At 51.0% G+C, this 16,530-nt stretch carries 14 protein-coding genes; 1 reads left to right on the top strand and 13 read right to left on the bottom strand.

Annotation, left to right across the window (positions count from 1 at the left end):
* The first annotated feature begins 111 nt into the window (after window positions 1-111).
* On the top strand, window positions 112-837 hold the full coding sequence (gene recO / locus BMY16_RS06745) for a DNA repair protein RecO (RefSeq protein ID WP_091841136.1): 726 nt from the start codon (window positions 112-114) through the stop codon (window positions 835-837).
* Here the strand turns inward: recO and ftsZ are convergent, their stop codons facing one another.
* From ftsZ to mraZ, 13 genes are read right to left on the bottom strand one after another with little or no spacing between them, the layout of a single operon-like run.
* Complete coding sequence (ftsZ, locus tag BMY16_RS06740; protein ID WP_091841135.1) at window positions 838-2,178, bottom strand: cell division protein FtsZ; 1,341 nt, start codon at window positions 2,176-2,178, stop codon at window positions 838-840. It lies immediately after the preceding gene.
* A gap of 15 nt (window positions 2,179-2,193) precedes the next feature.
* Window positions 2,194-3,642, bottom strand: coding sequence for a cell division protein FtsA (gene ftsA / locus BMY16_RS06735; protein ID WP_091841485.1), 1,449 nt, complete (start codon window positions 3,640-3,642; stop codon window positions 2,194-2,196).
* Between the two features lie 18 nt (window positions 3,643-3,660).
* A complete protein-coding gene (locus BMY16_RS06730; protein WP_091841133.1) occupies window positions 3,661-4,416 on the bottom strand; it encodes a cell division protein FtsQ/DivIB in 756 nt (251 codons plus the stop codon).
* Between the two features lie 14 nt (window positions 4,417-4,430).
* On the bottom strand, window positions 4,431-5,804 hold the full coding sequence (murC, locus tag BMY16_RS06725) for a UDP-N-acetylmuramate--L-alanine ligase (protein ID WP_091841131.1): 1,374 nt from the start codon (window positions 5,802-5,804) through the stop codon (window positions 4,431-4,433).
* Window positions 5,801-6,904: an undecaprenyldiphospho-muramoylpentapeptide beta-N-acetylglucosaminyltransferase gene (murG, locus tag BMY16_RS06720; RefSeq protein WP_091841130.1), complete on the bottom strand. Its 1,104-nt coding sequence runs from the start codon at window positions 6,902-6,904 to the stop codon at window positions 5,801-5,803. The genes murC and murG overlap by 4 nt, the downstream gene beginning before the upstream one ends.
* Window positions 6,905-6,938: 34 nt before the next feature.
* Complete coding sequence (locus tag BMY16_RS06715; RefSeq protein WP_091841128.1) at window positions 6,939-8,195, bottom strand: FtsW/RodA/SpoVE family cell cycle protein; 1,257 nt, start codon at window positions 8,193-8,195, stop codon at window positions 6,939-6,941.
* Between the two features lie 3 nt (window positions 8,196-8,198).
* Complete coding sequence (gene murD, locus BMY16_RS06710; protein WP_091841127.1) at window positions 8,199-9,530, bottom strand: UDP-N-acetylmuramoyl-L-alanine--D-glutamate ligase; 1,332 nt, start codon at window positions 9,528-9,530, stop codon at window positions 8,199-8,201.
* Between the two features lie 8 nt (window positions 9,531-9,538).
* Window positions 9,539-10,810, bottom strand: a complete 1,272-nt coding sequence (mraY, locus tag BMY16_RS06705) for a phospho-N-acetylmuramoyl-pentapeptide-transferase (protein ID WP_091841125.1) — start codon at window positions 10,808-10,810, stop codon at window positions 9,539-9,541.
* Window positions 10,811-10,824: 14 nt separating this feature from the next.
* Window positions 10,825-12,276, bottom strand: coding sequence for a UDP-N-acetylmuramoyl-L-alanyl-D-glutamate--2,6-diaminopimelate ligase (locus BMY16_RS06700; RefSeq protein WP_091841124.1), 1,452 nt, complete (start codon window positions 12,274-12,276; stop codon window positions 10,825-10,827).
* A 20-nt stretch (window positions 12,277-12,296) separates the two neighbouring features.
* Window positions 12,297-14,420 (bottom strand): penicillin-binding protein, encoded by a 2,124-nt coding sequence (locus BMY16_RS06695; RefSeq protein ID WP_091841122.1) that lies wholly within the window; start codon window positions 14,418-14,420, stop codon window positions 12,297-12,299.
* Window positions 14,417-14,911: an FtsL-like putative cell division protein gene (locus BMY16_RS06690; protein WP_244512961.1), complete on the bottom strand. Its 495-nt coding sequence runs from the start codon at window positions 14,909-14,911 to the stop codon at window positions 14,417-14,419. The genes BMY16_RS06695 and BMY16_RS06690 overlap by 4 nt, the downstream gene beginning before the upstream one ends.
* Window positions 14,912-14,913: 2 nt before the next feature.
* Window positions 14,914-15,840: a 16S rRNA (cytosine(1402)-N(4))-methyltransferase RsmH gene (gene rsmH, locus BMY16_RS06685; protein WP_091841120.1), complete on the bottom strand. Its 927-nt coding sequence runs from the start codon at window positions 15,838-15,840 to the stop codon at window positions 14,914-14,916.
* Complete coding sequence (mraZ, locus tag BMY16_RS06680; protein ID WP_091841119.1) at window positions 15,837-16,292, bottom strand: division/cell wall cluster transcriptional repressor MraZ; 456 nt, start codon at window positions 16,290-16,292, stop codon at window positions 15,837-15,839. The genes rsmH and mraZ overlap by 4 nt, the downstream gene beginning before the upstream one ends.
* Between the last annotated feature and the right edge of the window lie 238 nt (window positions 16,293-16,530).

Raw genomic sequence — 16,530 nt, 5'->3', positions numbered from 1 at the left:
CATTGAAGAATGAATAATATGGTCACATTTAAGGATTATTAACTTTCGTGCACTAAAAAAGTTCAATATTCAATGTTCAATGTTCAATGTTTATCGTATCTTTGCATCCGTATGTTGACGAAAACCCAGGCCATTGTGCTCCATTCACTTAAGTATGGTGAGACACGTCTCATTGTGGATATGTTCACCAGAAGCTACGGTAGACTGTCGTTTATCGTTAATATACCGAAGTCGTCGAAGGCCAAGGTAAAGAAACAGCTGTTTCAGCCGTTGACGCTCTTGGAGATTGAGGTCGACGTGCGTCAGAAGGTGCAGTTGCAGAAGTTGTCGGACGTCCGTCTGGCAGCCCCCTTTCTCTCCATCCCCTTCAATCCGCATAAGTTGTCTATCTCGCTGTTTGTGGCTGAGTTCCTGTATTATGCGCTCCGTTCCGAACAGCGAAACGAGCTGCTGTATGACTATATGGAGAGCAGTATCCTCTGGCTTGACGGACAGGACGGGCATTATGCCAATTTTCATCTGGTGTTTCTGATGAGGCTTTCACGTTTTCTGGGTTTCTATCCGAATCTGGATGATTACGAGGCCGGCGACTATTTCGACCTGCGGGAGAGCGTGTTTCTCCCGTCACCGCCTGTCCATCGTGACTTCCTGCATCCAGAGGAGGCACAGAAGGTGCAGCTGATGATGCGTATGGACTATTCGACGATGCATCTTTTCAAGATGTCGCATGAGGAGCGCAACAGGCTCTTAGAGGTGTCGTTAACATATTACCGACTTCACCTGCCGGATTTCCCGGAGATGAAGTCGGTTGGCGTGCTTCAGGAATTATATCAGTGATTACTCAAACTTGATCGTTCCCTGGATGGCATTTTCCGGAGCGGAATAATTCTCTTCAGGATCGTCTGTCGTCGTTTCGCCACAAGCCTGGCTGTTGATGCTGTCGAGAATCTCACGGGTACGCTTGTAGGTGGGCGTCTGCTCAACGGCAGAGATAACATCGTCATTGTCGAGGTCTTCCGGACGGAAGAGGTAGATATTCGGACGACGCTTGTAGCGCTTGGTGGTACCTTCGTTGCCATAGTAGCGGTTGCGACGGTCCTGACGCTCAGCGGCCTTTTCCTGTTCTGCAGCGATACGGTTCAGTTCTTCCTGGCTCTGCTTCTTCAGGTGGTTGCCCATGCCGTCGATACTCTCGATACCAAAACCGGTGGCGAGGATGGTGACCTTCACCTTCTTGCCCAGTTCGATGTCGGTGGCCAGACCCCACTTGATTTCGAAGTCGTTGCCGAACTTTGCCATGAAGTCGTTCACGTCGTTCATCTCCTCCATCATCAGTGACTGCTGTCCGTCCTTCGAACCAGCAAACGAGATGGAGAGCAGGATCTTCTTCGAGTTGAAGATATCGTTGTCGTTGAGCAACGGTGAGTTCAGGGCATCCTCGATGGCTTTCTTCACACGGCCTTCGCCCTCGCCATAGCCTGTCGACATGATGGCAACGCCACCATCTTTCAGTACGGTCTTCACATCGTTGAAGTCGAGGTTGATTAGTCCGTGTACGGTGATAATCTCTGCAATCGACTTGGCGGCAACGCTCAGGGTGTCATCGGCCTTGCCGAAGGCATCGAGCACGGAGAGCTCTGGATAAATCTCGCGCAGACGCTCATTGTTGATGACCAACAGGGCATCGACATGCTTCTGCATCTCCTCTACGCCGTCGAGGGCCTGGTCTATCTTACGGTCGCCTTCGAAACGGAAGGGGATGGTGACGATACCAACGGTCAGAATACCCAGCTCCTTTGATACGCGGGCAATGACTGGTGCTGCACCAGTACCAGTACCGCCGCCCATACCGGCAGTGATGAAAGCCATGCGCGTGCCGTCGTTGAGCATCTCACGGATGTCCTCAATGCTTTCTTCGGCTGCCGCACGGGCCTTCTCGGGTTTGTTGCCTGCACCAAGACCCTCCTTGCCAAGCTGGAGGTGAACGGGTACAGGTGAGTCGTTGAGTGCCTGGTTATCCGTGTTGCATAGTACGAATGTGACATCGTGAATGCCCTCACGGTACATGTGGTTAACGGCATTACCGCCACCGCCGCCAACACCAATCACCTTGATGATGCTGTGCTCCTTCTCCGGTGCTCCGAAGTCCAGGATATCCATATTCATATTGTTCTCCATAATCTTCTTCCTTTTTTATTCTTCTTCTACTATCGACTTGCCAAATTTGAGAATGCCTTTCTTCAGTTTATTCCAAGTGCTATTCTCCTTACGGATGCGCTCTTCTTCCTCTTTCTTCTTGAGTTCCTCCTCACGCTTGATGCGCTCCTCTTCCTCCTGCTGGCGACGCTTCTCCTCCTCAGCTTTCTGCTTCTCGGCCTCTGTGCGGATAACGCCTGCTGGGGTATCGGTAGCCTGACGGGCTGGGCGCTGGTCGGCTGTGGGATGGACAGGCTGCTTCTGGCTGCTGAACAGGTCGCCGTTGGGATTGATGGCGCTACCGGCACAGTTGATGTCGCCCTTTACCAGCAGTCCGAGTACCGTATTCAACATACCATTCTTAGCCTTAATCTCTTCATTGGTAGTATTGATGGTGTGGGTAATGGACTTGGCGATGCGTATCTTATCCACATGGGTGTGGTTGATGAACGCTTTCTCGATATTCTTCATGTTTGAACCACCGCCAGTGAGGATGATACCGCCCAGCAGCTTATCGTAGTATTCTGAAGGAATCTGATACCAGACGTTTTCGATAATCTCCTCCATGCGACCTTCAACGATCTCAATGAATTTGCGACTCTCTATCTGACGCTCCGAGTCGATGGAGTATTTCAGGTCGTTGTCGATATCGTTGTTGTCGGTGTAGGCAGAGCCGTATTTGAGTTTCATACGCTCTGCATCACTGTCTTCCATCTGCAGGGTGGCAATATCCTTTGTGATATTGTTGCTGCCTAAGGGGATGACGGCCAGATGGCGCAGGATATTCTTGCTATAGACGGATACGGTGGTTGTATCGGCACCGATGTCGACGAGGGCACAGCCTGAGCGCTTCTCCGTTTCTGTCAGTACACTGTCGGCGAGGGCCAGAGGAGCGAGATACATCTCTGCCACATTGATGTTTGCCGTCTCAAAGCATTTGTTGAGGTTGCGATAGAAGGACTTACGCTCCAGGATATTCAGGAAGTGTCCCTCCAGACGGTTGGCCTGAATGCCGACAGGGTCGAGCTGGAACTGTGAGCCTACTTTGTATTCTTGAACGGCAGCATCGAGGATTTCCTGATCCTGATAGGTCATGTTACGGTTGGCATCCATCAGTTCAATGACCATATCCTGGGAGATGATGGTCTCTGTGGGAAGGTCTTTGGAGACGACATTCTTCACACCGCGGATAGACTGTCCGCCAACACCCACATACACCTGAGTAATCCCTGTCTTGAGTTGATTTTCCAGTTTCCTGACAATACTGGTAAGGCATTGAGCGGTCTTGTCAATGTTGTAGACCACTCCCTTGCGGATGAACGAGGAAGAGGGCTCCTTGACGACGGCGAGTACATTGATACTCCCGTCGAGGTTCTTCTGTCCCGCGATACCGGTCATTTTGGATGAGCCGAGTTCGATTGCTACGATAAATTCCTTTGCTGCCATCATCTGATATATTTATTATTAATGATTCTTCCTTTTTTTGCAGATAATCTGATTACTGAATTCTACGTTGATATATGAGTATTTGTTCCATCCCGCCTTGTTGAGACCATAGAGGTAGAACTTACGTGTGCGCTCCAGCTTCTGTTCAATCATGGTGGGACTTCCCAGATAGATGATATGGTCGCCAACCCGTGGTACCAGTTCTATGGTGCCGTTGGAGAGGACGTTAATCTGAACAATCTGGTTCTTCCAGAAGTCGTCCTGCATGATGGTCTTTGCAACCGTCGTCAGTCTGCTCTGGGCATACTTGCGGGAGATGGTTCCTGTGGCGATGAGAAGATCTGTCACATAACGGTTCTCCGGCATGAAGTTACCCTGTGAGTCGATGTAATAGCTCTCACCATTGTCGGGCATAACCCGTACGACAGGTGTGCGCTGTTTGATGCTGATGCAGACATGTCCGCTCTGGGTCTTATGGCATTCCGCCTTTTCCACGAAGGGGCTTTTCTGTAAGCACTCCTCGATCTTTCTGGAACTGATGGCCTCCATAGGCTGAGAAAGCGGGTAGGCATGCTCTTGCGACAGGATGCGCTTGATTTCGCCGACATTCAGGAAGCCTTCCACCTCGCTTTTCTCGATATTGATCTTCACCTCTGTGCAATGCGTCTCCTTTGCACCGGGTTTGTTAAACGCGGTGATGGCGAGCAACAGGTAGGCGGCGACAAGTATGTCGCAGACAACGATGGCGGTTTTCTTCCAGTTGATGGCCGGCATATTTCTTTGTTTGACTATTTACTGTTTAATATCTTGGTAATCTGTGGAACCTGATTGTCGAGGTCGCCAGCACCGAGAACGATCAGCACCTCGAACTGGTGGGTCTTGACATAGTCCAGTACCTTATCCTTCTGGATCATCTCTTTCTTCACGCCCGGCTTCAGGTTGTCGAAGATAAGTTGTGAGGTGACACCCTCGATAGGTGCCTCACGGGCTGGGTAGATCTCGGTGAGCACCACCTCGTCGAGCTGGCTCAGCGCGTCGGCGAAATCTTTATAGAAGTCGCGGGTGCGGGTATAGAGGTGTGGCTGGAAGATGGCCGTGATATGCTTGTCCTTATACAATTCACGGATGCTCTTAGCACTCTGGTAGATCTCTTTCGGGTGGTGGGCATAATCGCTGAGGAAGACCAGCTTGTCGGTCTTGATCTTGAAATCGAAGCGACGGTCCACGCCACCGTAGGTCTGCATACCGTATTTGAGCTCCTCAGCCGTACAACCGTTGAGTTGTGCCATTGCCATGGCAGCGATGCCGTTTTCAATGTTGATGGGAATGGGCTGTCCGAGCTGCACATTCTTGACATTCTCAATCGGCGAGATGAAATCGAAGGTGATCTCACCATTCTCAATACGGATGTTCTCTGCATGGAAATCGCCCTCGTTGAGACTATAGTCATAACGGCGGACACCCTCCTGCAGATGTTCTTTCATCTCTAAGTCGCGGTGGATAATCAAAGCACCGCCCGACTGGATCAATTCCGAATAGTGGCGGAAACTCTCCAGATAAGCCTCCTTCGTACCATAAATGTCAAGGTGGTCGGGGTCCGTGCTGGTGATGACGCTCATCCAGGGACGCAGCCAGTGGAAAGAACGGTCGAACTCATCGGCCTCGATGACCACGAAGTCGGAGTCGGAGAGGATATAGTTGGTGCCATAGTTCTTCGAGATACCACCGAGGAAGGCGTTGCAGTCGAGATGGCTCTGGTGCATGATATGGGCACACATGGTTGATGTGGTTGTCTTACCATGGGTACCGGCCACACAAAGTCCCTTATGGGCTTGCGTCAGGGTTCCGAGAACCTGGGCGCGTTTCTGGATCTCAAAGCCGTTCTCACGGAAGAAGACGAGTTCTTTGTGTTCTGCCGGGATGGCCGGTGTATAAATGACGAGGCATGACTTGCTCTGCTTGCAGGCAAAGGGAATCTGCTCTATATCCTCCTCATAATGAATGAGCATGCCCTCTTTCTCAAGCTGGCGTGTCAGATCTGAGGGGGTCTTATCATAGCCGGCCACGACATGTCCTTTCTTGAGGAAGTAGCGGGCGATGGCACTCATGCCGATGCCACCGGCTCCTACGAAATAGACTGCTTTGATATCTTCTGTATTCATTGTGCTAATTTGATTACTTCTTTTGCGATAATTTCTGCCGAGTCGGGGAGGGCCAGTTTCAGGACATTCTCACTGAGCGACTTCTGCTTGGCTCCGTCGTTGACGGTCTTGATGGCCAGTTCCAGCAGTGTGGCGGGGGCCTCGGCATCCTTCACGTAGATGGCTGCGCTGCGTGTGGAGAGGGCAAGTGCATTCTTGGTCTGGTGGTCTTCTGCCACATTCGGACTGGGTACGAGGATGACGGGCTTGCCAATCAGACAGAACTCGGAGATACTGCTCGCTCCAGCACGGCTGATGACGAGGTCGGCGGCCTTATAAGCAGCACCCATATCGGAGATGAAGTCGGTCACCTTCAGGTTGGGGATGTCCTGACCCTTCAACTGTTCAGCGATAGCGGCACTGTAGTATTTGCCTGTCTGCCAGATGAACTGTACATCGGATGATCTGACAAGGTCGAGATGCTGTAATACACTCTCGTTGATGGTCCTGGCCCCCAGACTGCCACCTACGAGCAGGATGGTCTTTTTGGTCGGGTCCAGACCGAAGCTCTTGATGGCATCCTCACGAGAGATGGTTGTGTCGAGCAATGCCTGGCGGACAGGGTTTCCTGTCAGGATAATCTTCTCGGCAGGGAAGAAACGTTCCATGCCTTCGTATGCCACACAAATCTTCTCGGCTTTCTTGGCAAGGAGCTTGTTTGTAACACCGGCATAGGAGTTTTGCTCCTGGATCAGGCAGGGAATACCCATCGCTGCAGCCTTGTTCAGTGTGGGACCACTGGCATAGCCACCCACACCCACAGCGACCTGTGGCTGAAAGTCCTTGATAATTTGTTTGGCCATCCGTTGGCTCTTCCAGATCTTATAGAGCACCTTGAAGTTCTTCAGCAGGTTCTTGCGGTCGAAGCCACAGATGGGCAGGCCTTTGATCTCATAACCCGCTGCAGGAACGCGTTGCATCTCCATACGTCCCAAGGCACCGACGAAAAGGATTTTTGCATCCGGACGTAGTGCCTTGATTGCATTTGCAATACTGACAGCAGGGAAGATATGTCCTCCTGTGCCGCCTCCGCTAATGATGACTCTCAACTCTTTTTCCATACCTTATTTATATATGAGGGTGCAAAATTACAAATTAAATTTCTTTTAGCGCCATTTTTTGCTCTCTTTTTTTCGCAGAGCGACTAACACTTAAGATTGCACCAATGTAGGCGCAGTTGATGATGGTTGAGGTACCACCTTTACTGATTAGAGGCAGCGGTTGTCCCGTCACAGGGGCGATGCCTACTGCCACCAGCATGTTGAAGACTGCCTGGACTACGAGTAGCAAGGCCAGGCCCATTACCAAGAAAGCCGGGAAATTATTCTCGCAACGGCTGGCAATACGGGCCGTCCTGTAAAGCAGCACAATATAGAGCAGCACTACAAACGAGGCTCCGATGATGCCCAATTCCTCGATGACAATGGCAAAGATAAAGTCGGAGAAGGCCTGTGAAAGGAAGTCTCGTTCAACCGATTGGCCTGGACCCTTGCCGATGATGTTGCTCGACACGATGGCAATGTTGGCGTGAGCCACTTGGGCATCTTTATCAAGATCGTATTTATCTGGAGAGATGTCCTTCTTGTCGAGGTGTTTGACGATACGGTTGCGCCAGGTCACAAAACGGTGGAAGACGCCGCCGCCCTTGATGACTTTCGTATCTGTCTCTCCACTGACTGCTTCTGTCGTCTGCTCACTGCTCTCCTGACTCTCCCCGATACTTCCCAAAGTGAGTACCAAGGTCAGGAATACGGCTACAAGGACAGCACAGGCTCCCACCAACTTTCCCATCTGGATCATCGGCACGCGACCAATGAACATCATCAGGAAGATGACTGCAAAGAGCAGGGCTGCTGTCGACAGGTTCTCGATGCCGATAAGGGCTGCCGTCGGAACAACAATCCAGAGGATATATTTGAAGGCCTTCTTGTCGGCACCCTCCTCCCGTTGCATGGCACTGAGAATCTGTGCCGTGATGAGCACCATCGTGCCCTTTGCAATCTCTGAGGGTTGGAAGGTGATGCCGCCGGGGAGGGAGATAACGCGGTTGGCACCATTGATGGACTCTCCGCCAATGAGTACCCAGAGTAGTGTAAAGCCTGAGATTACCAGTAGGAAAGGTGTCATCAACTTGAAGTAACGGCACGGGACGTTCAGGGTGACCACAGCCACGATGGCGCCAATGATAATGGTGACCGTGTGGAACGCAATCGGCCCGATATAGTTCTGACTCTTGTATGTCAGGTTGCTCGAGGCCGAAAAGACCTCGACGATGCTGATCATACAGAGGAAGAAGAATACCATCCAGATGACCTTGTCTCCTTTGAAGATGTTACCTATCCTTTTGTTCATATCTTATAGGTTTCTTACCAATTCCTTGAATTGTTCACCACGGTCCTCCATATTCTTGAAGAGGTCGAAGGAGGCGCAGCATGGGCTGAGCAGAACAGTCTCTCCGGGCTGGGCCATCTCGTAACAGGCCTCGATACACTCCTTCATAGAGTGGGTGTCGCGGACAGGGATGCCCATGCCGTCGAAGTTGTCGTGCAGCTTCTGGTTGTCGGCACCGAGATACACCAGACCAGAGCATTTCTCCTTCACCAGCGGCTTGATGGGGCTGTAGTCATTGCCCTTGTCCTTGCCGCCGATGATGAGGATGACCTTAGTCTTCATGGCCTCCAGTGCATACCAGCAGGCGTCGACATTCGTGGCTTTAGAGTCGTTGATATATTGCACGCCACGAACCATGCAGACCTTCTCCAGACGGTGCTCCACACCGGGGAAGTCGCTGAGGCACTTGCGGATCTCTTCTTTCTTGATTCCTGCGATGTTGGCTGCAATACCGGCTGCCAGCGAATTGTAGATATTATGTTTACCAGTGAGACTGAGACTCTCCTGTTCCATGTTGAATGGCTCTGGCTCTTCAATCTTGTACTGGCCTTCCTCGATATAGCCGATGACACCTTTCTCCTTCAGCTCAGAGAAGGGGTATTGTATGGACTTAATGTCGTATTTCTCCAGTTCCCGTTTGATGATGGGATCGTCGGCCCAGTAGATGAAGGCATCTTTGGGTGTCTGGTTCTGGATGATTCGCATCTTGGAGTCCACATAGTTCTGCATCTCGAAGTTGTAGCGGTCCAGATGGTCGGGGGTGATGTTCAACAGGATGGCGATGTCGGCACGGAAGTCGTACATGTTGTCCAATTGGAACGAACTGAGTTCGATGACGTAGTATTCGTGTGGATCCTCTGCCACCTGGAGGGCGAGTGAGTTACCGATGTTACCGGCCAGTCCCACGTCGTAGCCTGCATCCTTGAAGATGTGGTAGATGAGCGAGGTGGTAGTGGTCTTACCATTTGAGCCTGTGATGCATACCATCTTTGACTGTGTGTAACGGCCGGCAAACTCAATCTCGCTGATAATATGGATGCCCTTCTCCTTGACCTTCTGTATCATGGGGGCGGTGTCAGGGATGCCAGGACTCTTGATAATCTCGTCGGCATTGAGGATTTTCTCCTCGCTATGATGTCCCTCTTCCCATTCAATCTGATGGTCATTCAACTGTTTCTTGTATTTGTCGGCAATCTTCGACATGTCTGATACAAACACGTCGAAGCCTTCTTTCTTGGCAAGTACGGCTGCACCTGCGCCGCTCTCTCCTGCTCCTAATATAACGATTCTTTTCATCTTTCTTTTTATCTCATCTTTAATGTTATGATGGCCAAAGCCGCTAAGATAATGGATGTAATCCAGAAGCGGATGGTGATCTTTGACTCGTGGAACGGACGGCGGGGCCATCCTTTAAGAATATAAGTACTGGTAGCGTCGAGCTGTGAATCCAGTTTCCGGAAGTTGTCGTGAATAGGTGTGGCACGGAACACACGTACCCGCTTACCTTTCCGCTTCTGGATCTTAAACCACTGGGTCTGTATGATAACACTCAGGCTCTCCACGAAGAAAATACCGCAGAGAATCGGGAGTAACAGCTCCTTATGGATGATGACGGCACACACACCGATGATGCCGCCGATGGTTAGTGAACCCGTGTCGCCCATAAATACCTGGGCGGGGAAAGCATTGTACCACAGGAAACCGATCATGGCACCAACGAATGCACAAAGGAACACCACCAGTTCCTCAGAGTGGGGGATATACATGATGTCGAAATACGAGGCATAGCCGATGTGCGACGACACATAGGCGAGTATGCCTAATGCAACGCCCACGATGGCAGAGTTGCCTGCACACATACCATCCATGCCGTCATTGAGGTTGGCGCCATTGGAAACGCCTGTCACAGCGAAGATGGTGACAAAGACGAAGAGCATCCATCCGGCGGCAACCTTATATTGGCCTAAGAAACCCATCACGTCTGAGTAGTTCAGGTTGTGGTTCTTGATGAAGGGAATGGTGGTCTGCAGGGACTTCACGGCTTCCTTCTTGTGTTTAACGACAATCTCCTGGTTTTGTTGCGAAACGTTGATGTTCTCCCTGACGACGACATCGGGACTCAGCCAAAGTGTCAGACCCACGATGAAGCCGATGCTCACCTGTCCCACAATCTTGTACTTGCCCTTCAGTCCGTCCTTGTTGCGTTTGAATATCTTGATATAGTCATCGAGGAATCCGAGGAATCCCAGCCATACCGTGGTGATAATCATGAGGATGATGTAGATGTTTCGCATTCGGCAAAGCAGAATGACAGGAATCAGGATACTGACGATGATGATGATACCACCCATCGTCGGCACACCTTTCTTCTCGACTCCAAATGGATCGATTGCCGGGTCGCGCTCCGTTTCGAAGATCTTCTTACGTTTCATCCATCGTATGAACTTCTCACCAAACCAGGCAGAGATCAGCAGGGCGAGAATCAGCGTCAGCAGCGCACGGAAGGAGATGTAGCTCCACATGTGCGCTCCCGGAATATCATACTGCTCTAAAAAACGGAAGATGTAGTATAGCATAACTCTTTAAACTTCTAAATACCAAAAATGTCTCTTACCACTTCCTTGTCATCGAAGTGGTGTTTTACACCCTGAATCTCCTGATAGTCCTCATGCCCCTTGCCGGCAATGAGGATAACGTCACCCTTTTCAGCCATCATACAAGCGGTACGGATGGCCTCGCGACGGTCGACGATGCTGACAACCTTTTTCATCTGCTTGGCATCCAGACCAGCCAACATATCATCAATGATATCCTGCGGTTCCTCGAAACGGGGGTTGTCGCTGGTGATAATCACTTTGTCGCTCTGCTTCACGGCCTCTTGTGCCATCAGCGGGCGCTTGCCTTTGTCGCGGTTGCCACCAGCACCACAGACGGTAATAACCTTTCCCTTGCCATCGAGCACTTCATGGATGGCGTTCAGCACATTCTCCAGTGCATCGGGGGTGTGGGCATAGTCTACAATGGCGGTGTAGCCTTCAGGTGAATGGATGGGTTCCAGTCGTCCGTTGACACTCTTCAGTGTACTCAGGATAACGAGGATATCCTCGGGCTTCTTACCCAGCATGACGGCAGCTCCGTAGACGGCGAGCAGGTTGCTGACATTGAACTTGCCGATAAACTGTACGCCGACCTCTCTGCCATCGATTTCGAGATACATACCCTCGAAATGGCATTCGATGATCTTAGCCTTGAAGTCGGCCATCGTACGAGTAGAGTATGTCTTGATCTGAGCGCGACAGTTCTGCACCATCACCATGCCGTTCTTGTCATCTGCATTGGTGATGGCAAAGGCATCCTTGTCGAGTCCGTCGAAGAAAGCTTTCTTGGCATCACGGTAGTTCTCGAACGTGCCGTGGTAGTCCAGATGATCACGGGTCAGATTGGTGAAGAGTCCACCAGTAAATCTCAGTCCGCCAATACGTTTCTGGGCTATGGCATGACTCGAACACTCCATGAATGCATATTCGCAGCCGGCTTCCACCATCTGGGCCAGGAGACGGTTCAGTTCTATGGGGTCGGGAGTGGTGTGGTCTGCCGGGATTGCCTCACCCTCGATATAGTTACAGACGGTGGAGAGCAGACCGCACTTGTGGCCGAACTGGCGAAACATATTATATAATAAGGTGGCGATGGTGGTCTTACCGTTCGTACCTGTCACACCAACCAACTTCAGTTGGCGTGACGGATCGCCATAGAACTGTGTAGCTACCTCGCCCACCCAGTCTTCCGTCGACTCTACGGCGATATAGGTGATACCCGGTTCGCGTCTGTTAGGGAAGTATTCGCACAAGACGGCTACCGCTCCCTGTTCGATGGCTTTAGGAATGAACTTGTGGCCGTCGGTCTGCGTACCTGGGATGGCCACGAACAGATGTCCTGCCTCGATGCGGCGGGAATCAATGTTGACACCCGTAATCTCGATGTCCGCATCACCGAGGATGTTGAGTACTTCTACATTTTTGAGCAGTTCGTTCAGTTTCATATCTTATTCCTTATTATAGATTATTCCAATACTAAGTCGCACACCATTCCCTGCTTAATGGCTGTTCCCGCATAGATGCTTTGTGACTTCACACGGCCTCTGCCCCTTAACCTGGCCTTTACGCCACGGACCTCTAACTGGTAGACAGCGTCGCGGGCTCCCATGCCCAGCACGTTGGGCACGATGCCTTTCGAGGTTTTTTGTTCGTCGATGCTGTTGCCTGCCTTGACACCAAGTTGTCTGAGCACATAGTCTGAGGCGGCGATGTCGCCTCCTTTGACTTCAGGTGTCATCACGGAGGTCTCGTCATGGGCATCATCTACGCTTCGTTTCAGGTTCTGGGCCATCACACCCTCTGCAATATGGTGGAATACAACACCGCTCATGCCACCGCCAGAAGCGGGCAGTCCCGACTTCTTGATGCAGACGATACAGGTATATTTAGGATTGTCAGCAGGGAAATAACCTGCAAACGAGAGCCAGTAGCGGGTGGTTCCCGAGTGGTAGCTGCCGTGCTGGTCAGCCACCTGGGCCGTACCTGTCTTACCTGCCACCTTGAACGACTTGGATCCTGCTTTCCTGCCAAGGCCTTGGCTGACGACATGTTCCAAGATGGTCTGCATCGTCTTGATGGCCTGAGGCTTGGCAATCCGCTCTTTGAGCACCACGGGTTCATATTCCTTGACGACCTGTCCGTCTTTTACCAACTGTTTTACGAAACGGGGCTGCATCATCCTGCCGTTGTTGGCAATGGCATTATAGAAAGCCACCGTGTTGATGGGGGCAATCTGTGTCTCATAGCCGATACTCATCCAGGGCAAGGTGGTCTTACTCCAGTACTTGGCACGGTCGGTGGTCTTGGTGTCTGGCATACGGATATAGGGAGGATGGTAGCCTTGGATAGGCAGTTTCAGATCCTCGTGGATGCCTACACGGTAGAGACCCTGTACATATTTTGTGGGATTGGCACCATAGAACTTGTCGATAACCCAGCTGACACCGATGTTGGAACTCACTTCCAGGGCTCGGGCCATATTGATATCCTGATAACCGCCACGGCGCCAGTTGTGATCTTTCATCAGTCTGCCGTGCATCTCCATCACACCGCTACCCGTATGAATCACGAGGCTGGTGTCGGCCACACCGTCGTCGAGAGCTACGAGGAAAGAGGCCACTTTGAAAACTGAACCTGGCTCACAACGGAAGCTGACGGCATTGTTTACCATCTCATAATATTCGCCGTCGGCAGCACGCTGCATGTTTACAATAGCCTTCACGTCGCCAGTCTTCACCTCCATCAGGATGGCAACGCCCATCTCACCATTTACCTGTGGGTCTTTCAACTCCTCAATCAGGGCACGTTCAGCCAGGTCCTGCATACCTACGTCGATGGTGGTCACAATGTCACAACCGTCGATGGGTGCCAGAACAGGAATGTCCAGATATTTCTGAAGCACCTTTCTACGATGCATGAGTCCGTTGGTGCCGCGCAACTCCTTGTCGAAGGCCAACTCCAGACCGTTCTTCGCACTGTCGATCTCGCCATAGAGGTCGCCGATGGTGCGGCGGGCGAGGGTGGTGAAGGGCTTACGACGGGCATTAAACTCCTCCCAGTGGAAGCCACCCTTATAGGTGCGCTCCTTGAAGATGGGCAGCATACGCACTTCACAGAAGGTGTTATAGTCGATACGGCGAGGCCAGATAGCCCAGTGACGGGCACCTACAGAACCGTTTTTCAATACTTTCTGTTTGCCTTCGAGCAGGTGGGCTTTGAACTCCGCAGCTGTTTTCTTGGGGAAGATCTTGTTCAGACCGTCGCAGATGCTGTCTATCTCCACTTCCCAGATGGAGTCGTGACGGGCCTGGCCTAACGAGTCATCAGTACCAGCCTGGAAGTCCATGTAGATCTTATATTCGGGGATGCTGCTGGCCATCAGCTGGCCGTCGCTGCTGAGAATGTTACCACGGTTGGGCTTCACGATGACACTGTCGCGCTTCAGACGGGCAGCCACATCGCTCCAATACTGCTTCTTGGCAGTCATGATGTACATGGCCTTGCCTACGATGGCAAAACCAATCAATGTCATGACTACCGCAATAGCAAAGTAGCGGGGCATTACTTTGTCGCTCTTAAACTTGCTCATTCCTCTATATATATAATATAAGGTGGCTGATCTGCGATATGAAGCAGACTATCCTTGTTCTGTTTCAGGGCTTCGAGCACATGGCTCTCACGACATTTCTCCGTGAGGGTACTGGAGCTGGAGAGGGCCTTGTACTTGGCGTCGAGCACTTCCTTTTCCAGTTTGTCGATGGCAATCATATCCTGTTGACACTGGTATCTGAAGGCGACGTAGAGGATGGTGAAGATCACCATCAGTACAAACAGCCAGATCTGACGTCGCACCATATCGGCTGTCAGGAAGTCGCCACCCAGGATCGTCCTCAGTGTCATCGTCGATGTCAGCTTGGGGTCTTCCTCCTTGGCTTTCTCCTTAATCAGCTGGATGGTCTTCCTGGCCTGCTCTTTCATCTCGGCGGCCTCGTCTATCAGGTCATGTTCCTCCTTCTTGACGGCAGGCTCTTCCTCGATGCCATCCTGGATTTCCAGTTTTATATCGTCAGTCTTACTCATATCTATTTTTCTTCAATCTCAACTCTTTCTGCAATTCTCAATTTTGCACTCCGGCTACGCGGGTTCTGCTGTTGTTCCTCATCACTCGGTACGATGACCTTGTTACTGATGGCCCGGAAAGGGGCCTCTGTCCTTCCGAAGAAATCCTGCTTGACCTTCCCTTCGGCATTGCCAGCTTTCATGAAATTCTTCACAATACGATCTTCCAACGAGTGATAGGTGATCACCGACAGTCTGCCGCCTTCGCCCAGGACGTCTTTTGCGCCGTTAAGCATCTCTTTCAGGGCTGTCATCTCGTGGTTCACCTCAATGCGCAGGGCCTGGAACATTTTTGCCATCTCTTTCTTCTCGCGCTCCCGCTGAAACAGCTTTTCCGTGACCTTGATCAGGTCGCCTGTGGTCTCTATGGGCTGCTCATAGCGCACCTTCACGATGGCCGAGGCTATTTTCCGTGCATTCTTCAACTCTCCGTAGAGATAGAAGATGTCCGACAGCTGCTCTTCATCATAGGTCTTCAGGATCTCCGCTGCCGTCATGCCAGCCCGTTTGTTCATCCGCATGTCGAGTGGTGCGTCGAAGCGGAACGAGAAACCGCGGGTCTCATCGTCAAAGTGGTGACTTGAAACCCCTAGGTCGGCTAACAGTCCGTCGATATGATCCACATCATAGTAGCGCATCCAGTTCTTCAGGTATCTGAAGTTGCTTCTGACGAAGGTAAACCGCTCGTCGTCAACGATGTTCTGTTCTGCGTCTTCGTCCTGATCGAAGCTGTAAAGATGGCCTTTCTTTCCGAGTCTGCGCAGTATCTCCCTACTGTGCCCGCCGCCACCGAAGGTAACGTCTACATAAACACCATCGGGCTTGATATCAAGCCCGTCGATGCTCTCCTGAAGGAGTACTGGAATGTGATATGTCTCGGCGGTGGTCATCGGTTGTCTTCGACGTTCATGATGTCTTCAAATTCAGTACCGAATTCTTCATCGGTCTTTAGGGTCTTCTCCAGATTCGTGGGCGACCATATTTCTATGGTGTCGTCCATGCCGATAAACTGGATGTCCTGGTCAATTTCTGCTATTTTCTGTAGACGCTTGGAAATCAGGAATCGCCCGTTGCCGTCGAGTGTCACCACTTCGGCTTCCGAAACAAACTGTCGGAACATCTGCTGATGAGCCTGCTTCCAAGGGCGCAACTGCTGCTTGAGCTGATCGAGGCGTTCATTCCATACGCTTTCGGGATAGATGACCAGACATTTCTGGAAAACATCCTTTCTCAGCACCAGGTTCTCCTCGCCAGATGCCTGGAGCACCTTGCGGAAAACGGCTGGCAGAAAGGCTCTTCCCTTCGTGTCGGTTTTTGCTTCTATATTCCCTAAAAAACGCATACGTACATCTTTATATTTTAAATCGGTTACAAAGATAGATAAATTTCCCCACTTTCCGCCACTTTTCCCCACTTTTTTTCAATTTTAACTTTATTTATTGATTTGCCTCCTTCCGTTAGGATGACAAAAGAAGTGTTTTTTAAGGTTAATTTGTGATAGATTGGTCGTCAAAAAGTGGCCGTTGTGTACAAAATACTTTTAAAAAGAAAGATTTTTCGTCATTTTATGCTCATTATTG

This window comes from Prevotella sp. ne3005 (assembly GCF_900110085.1).
GTDB lineage: Bacteria > Bacteroidota > Bacteroidia > Bacteroidales > Bacteroidaceae > Prevotella.
The sequence above is the reverse complement of the archived record's forward strand: the minus strand, read 5'-3'. Positions and strand labels throughout refer to the sequence as shown.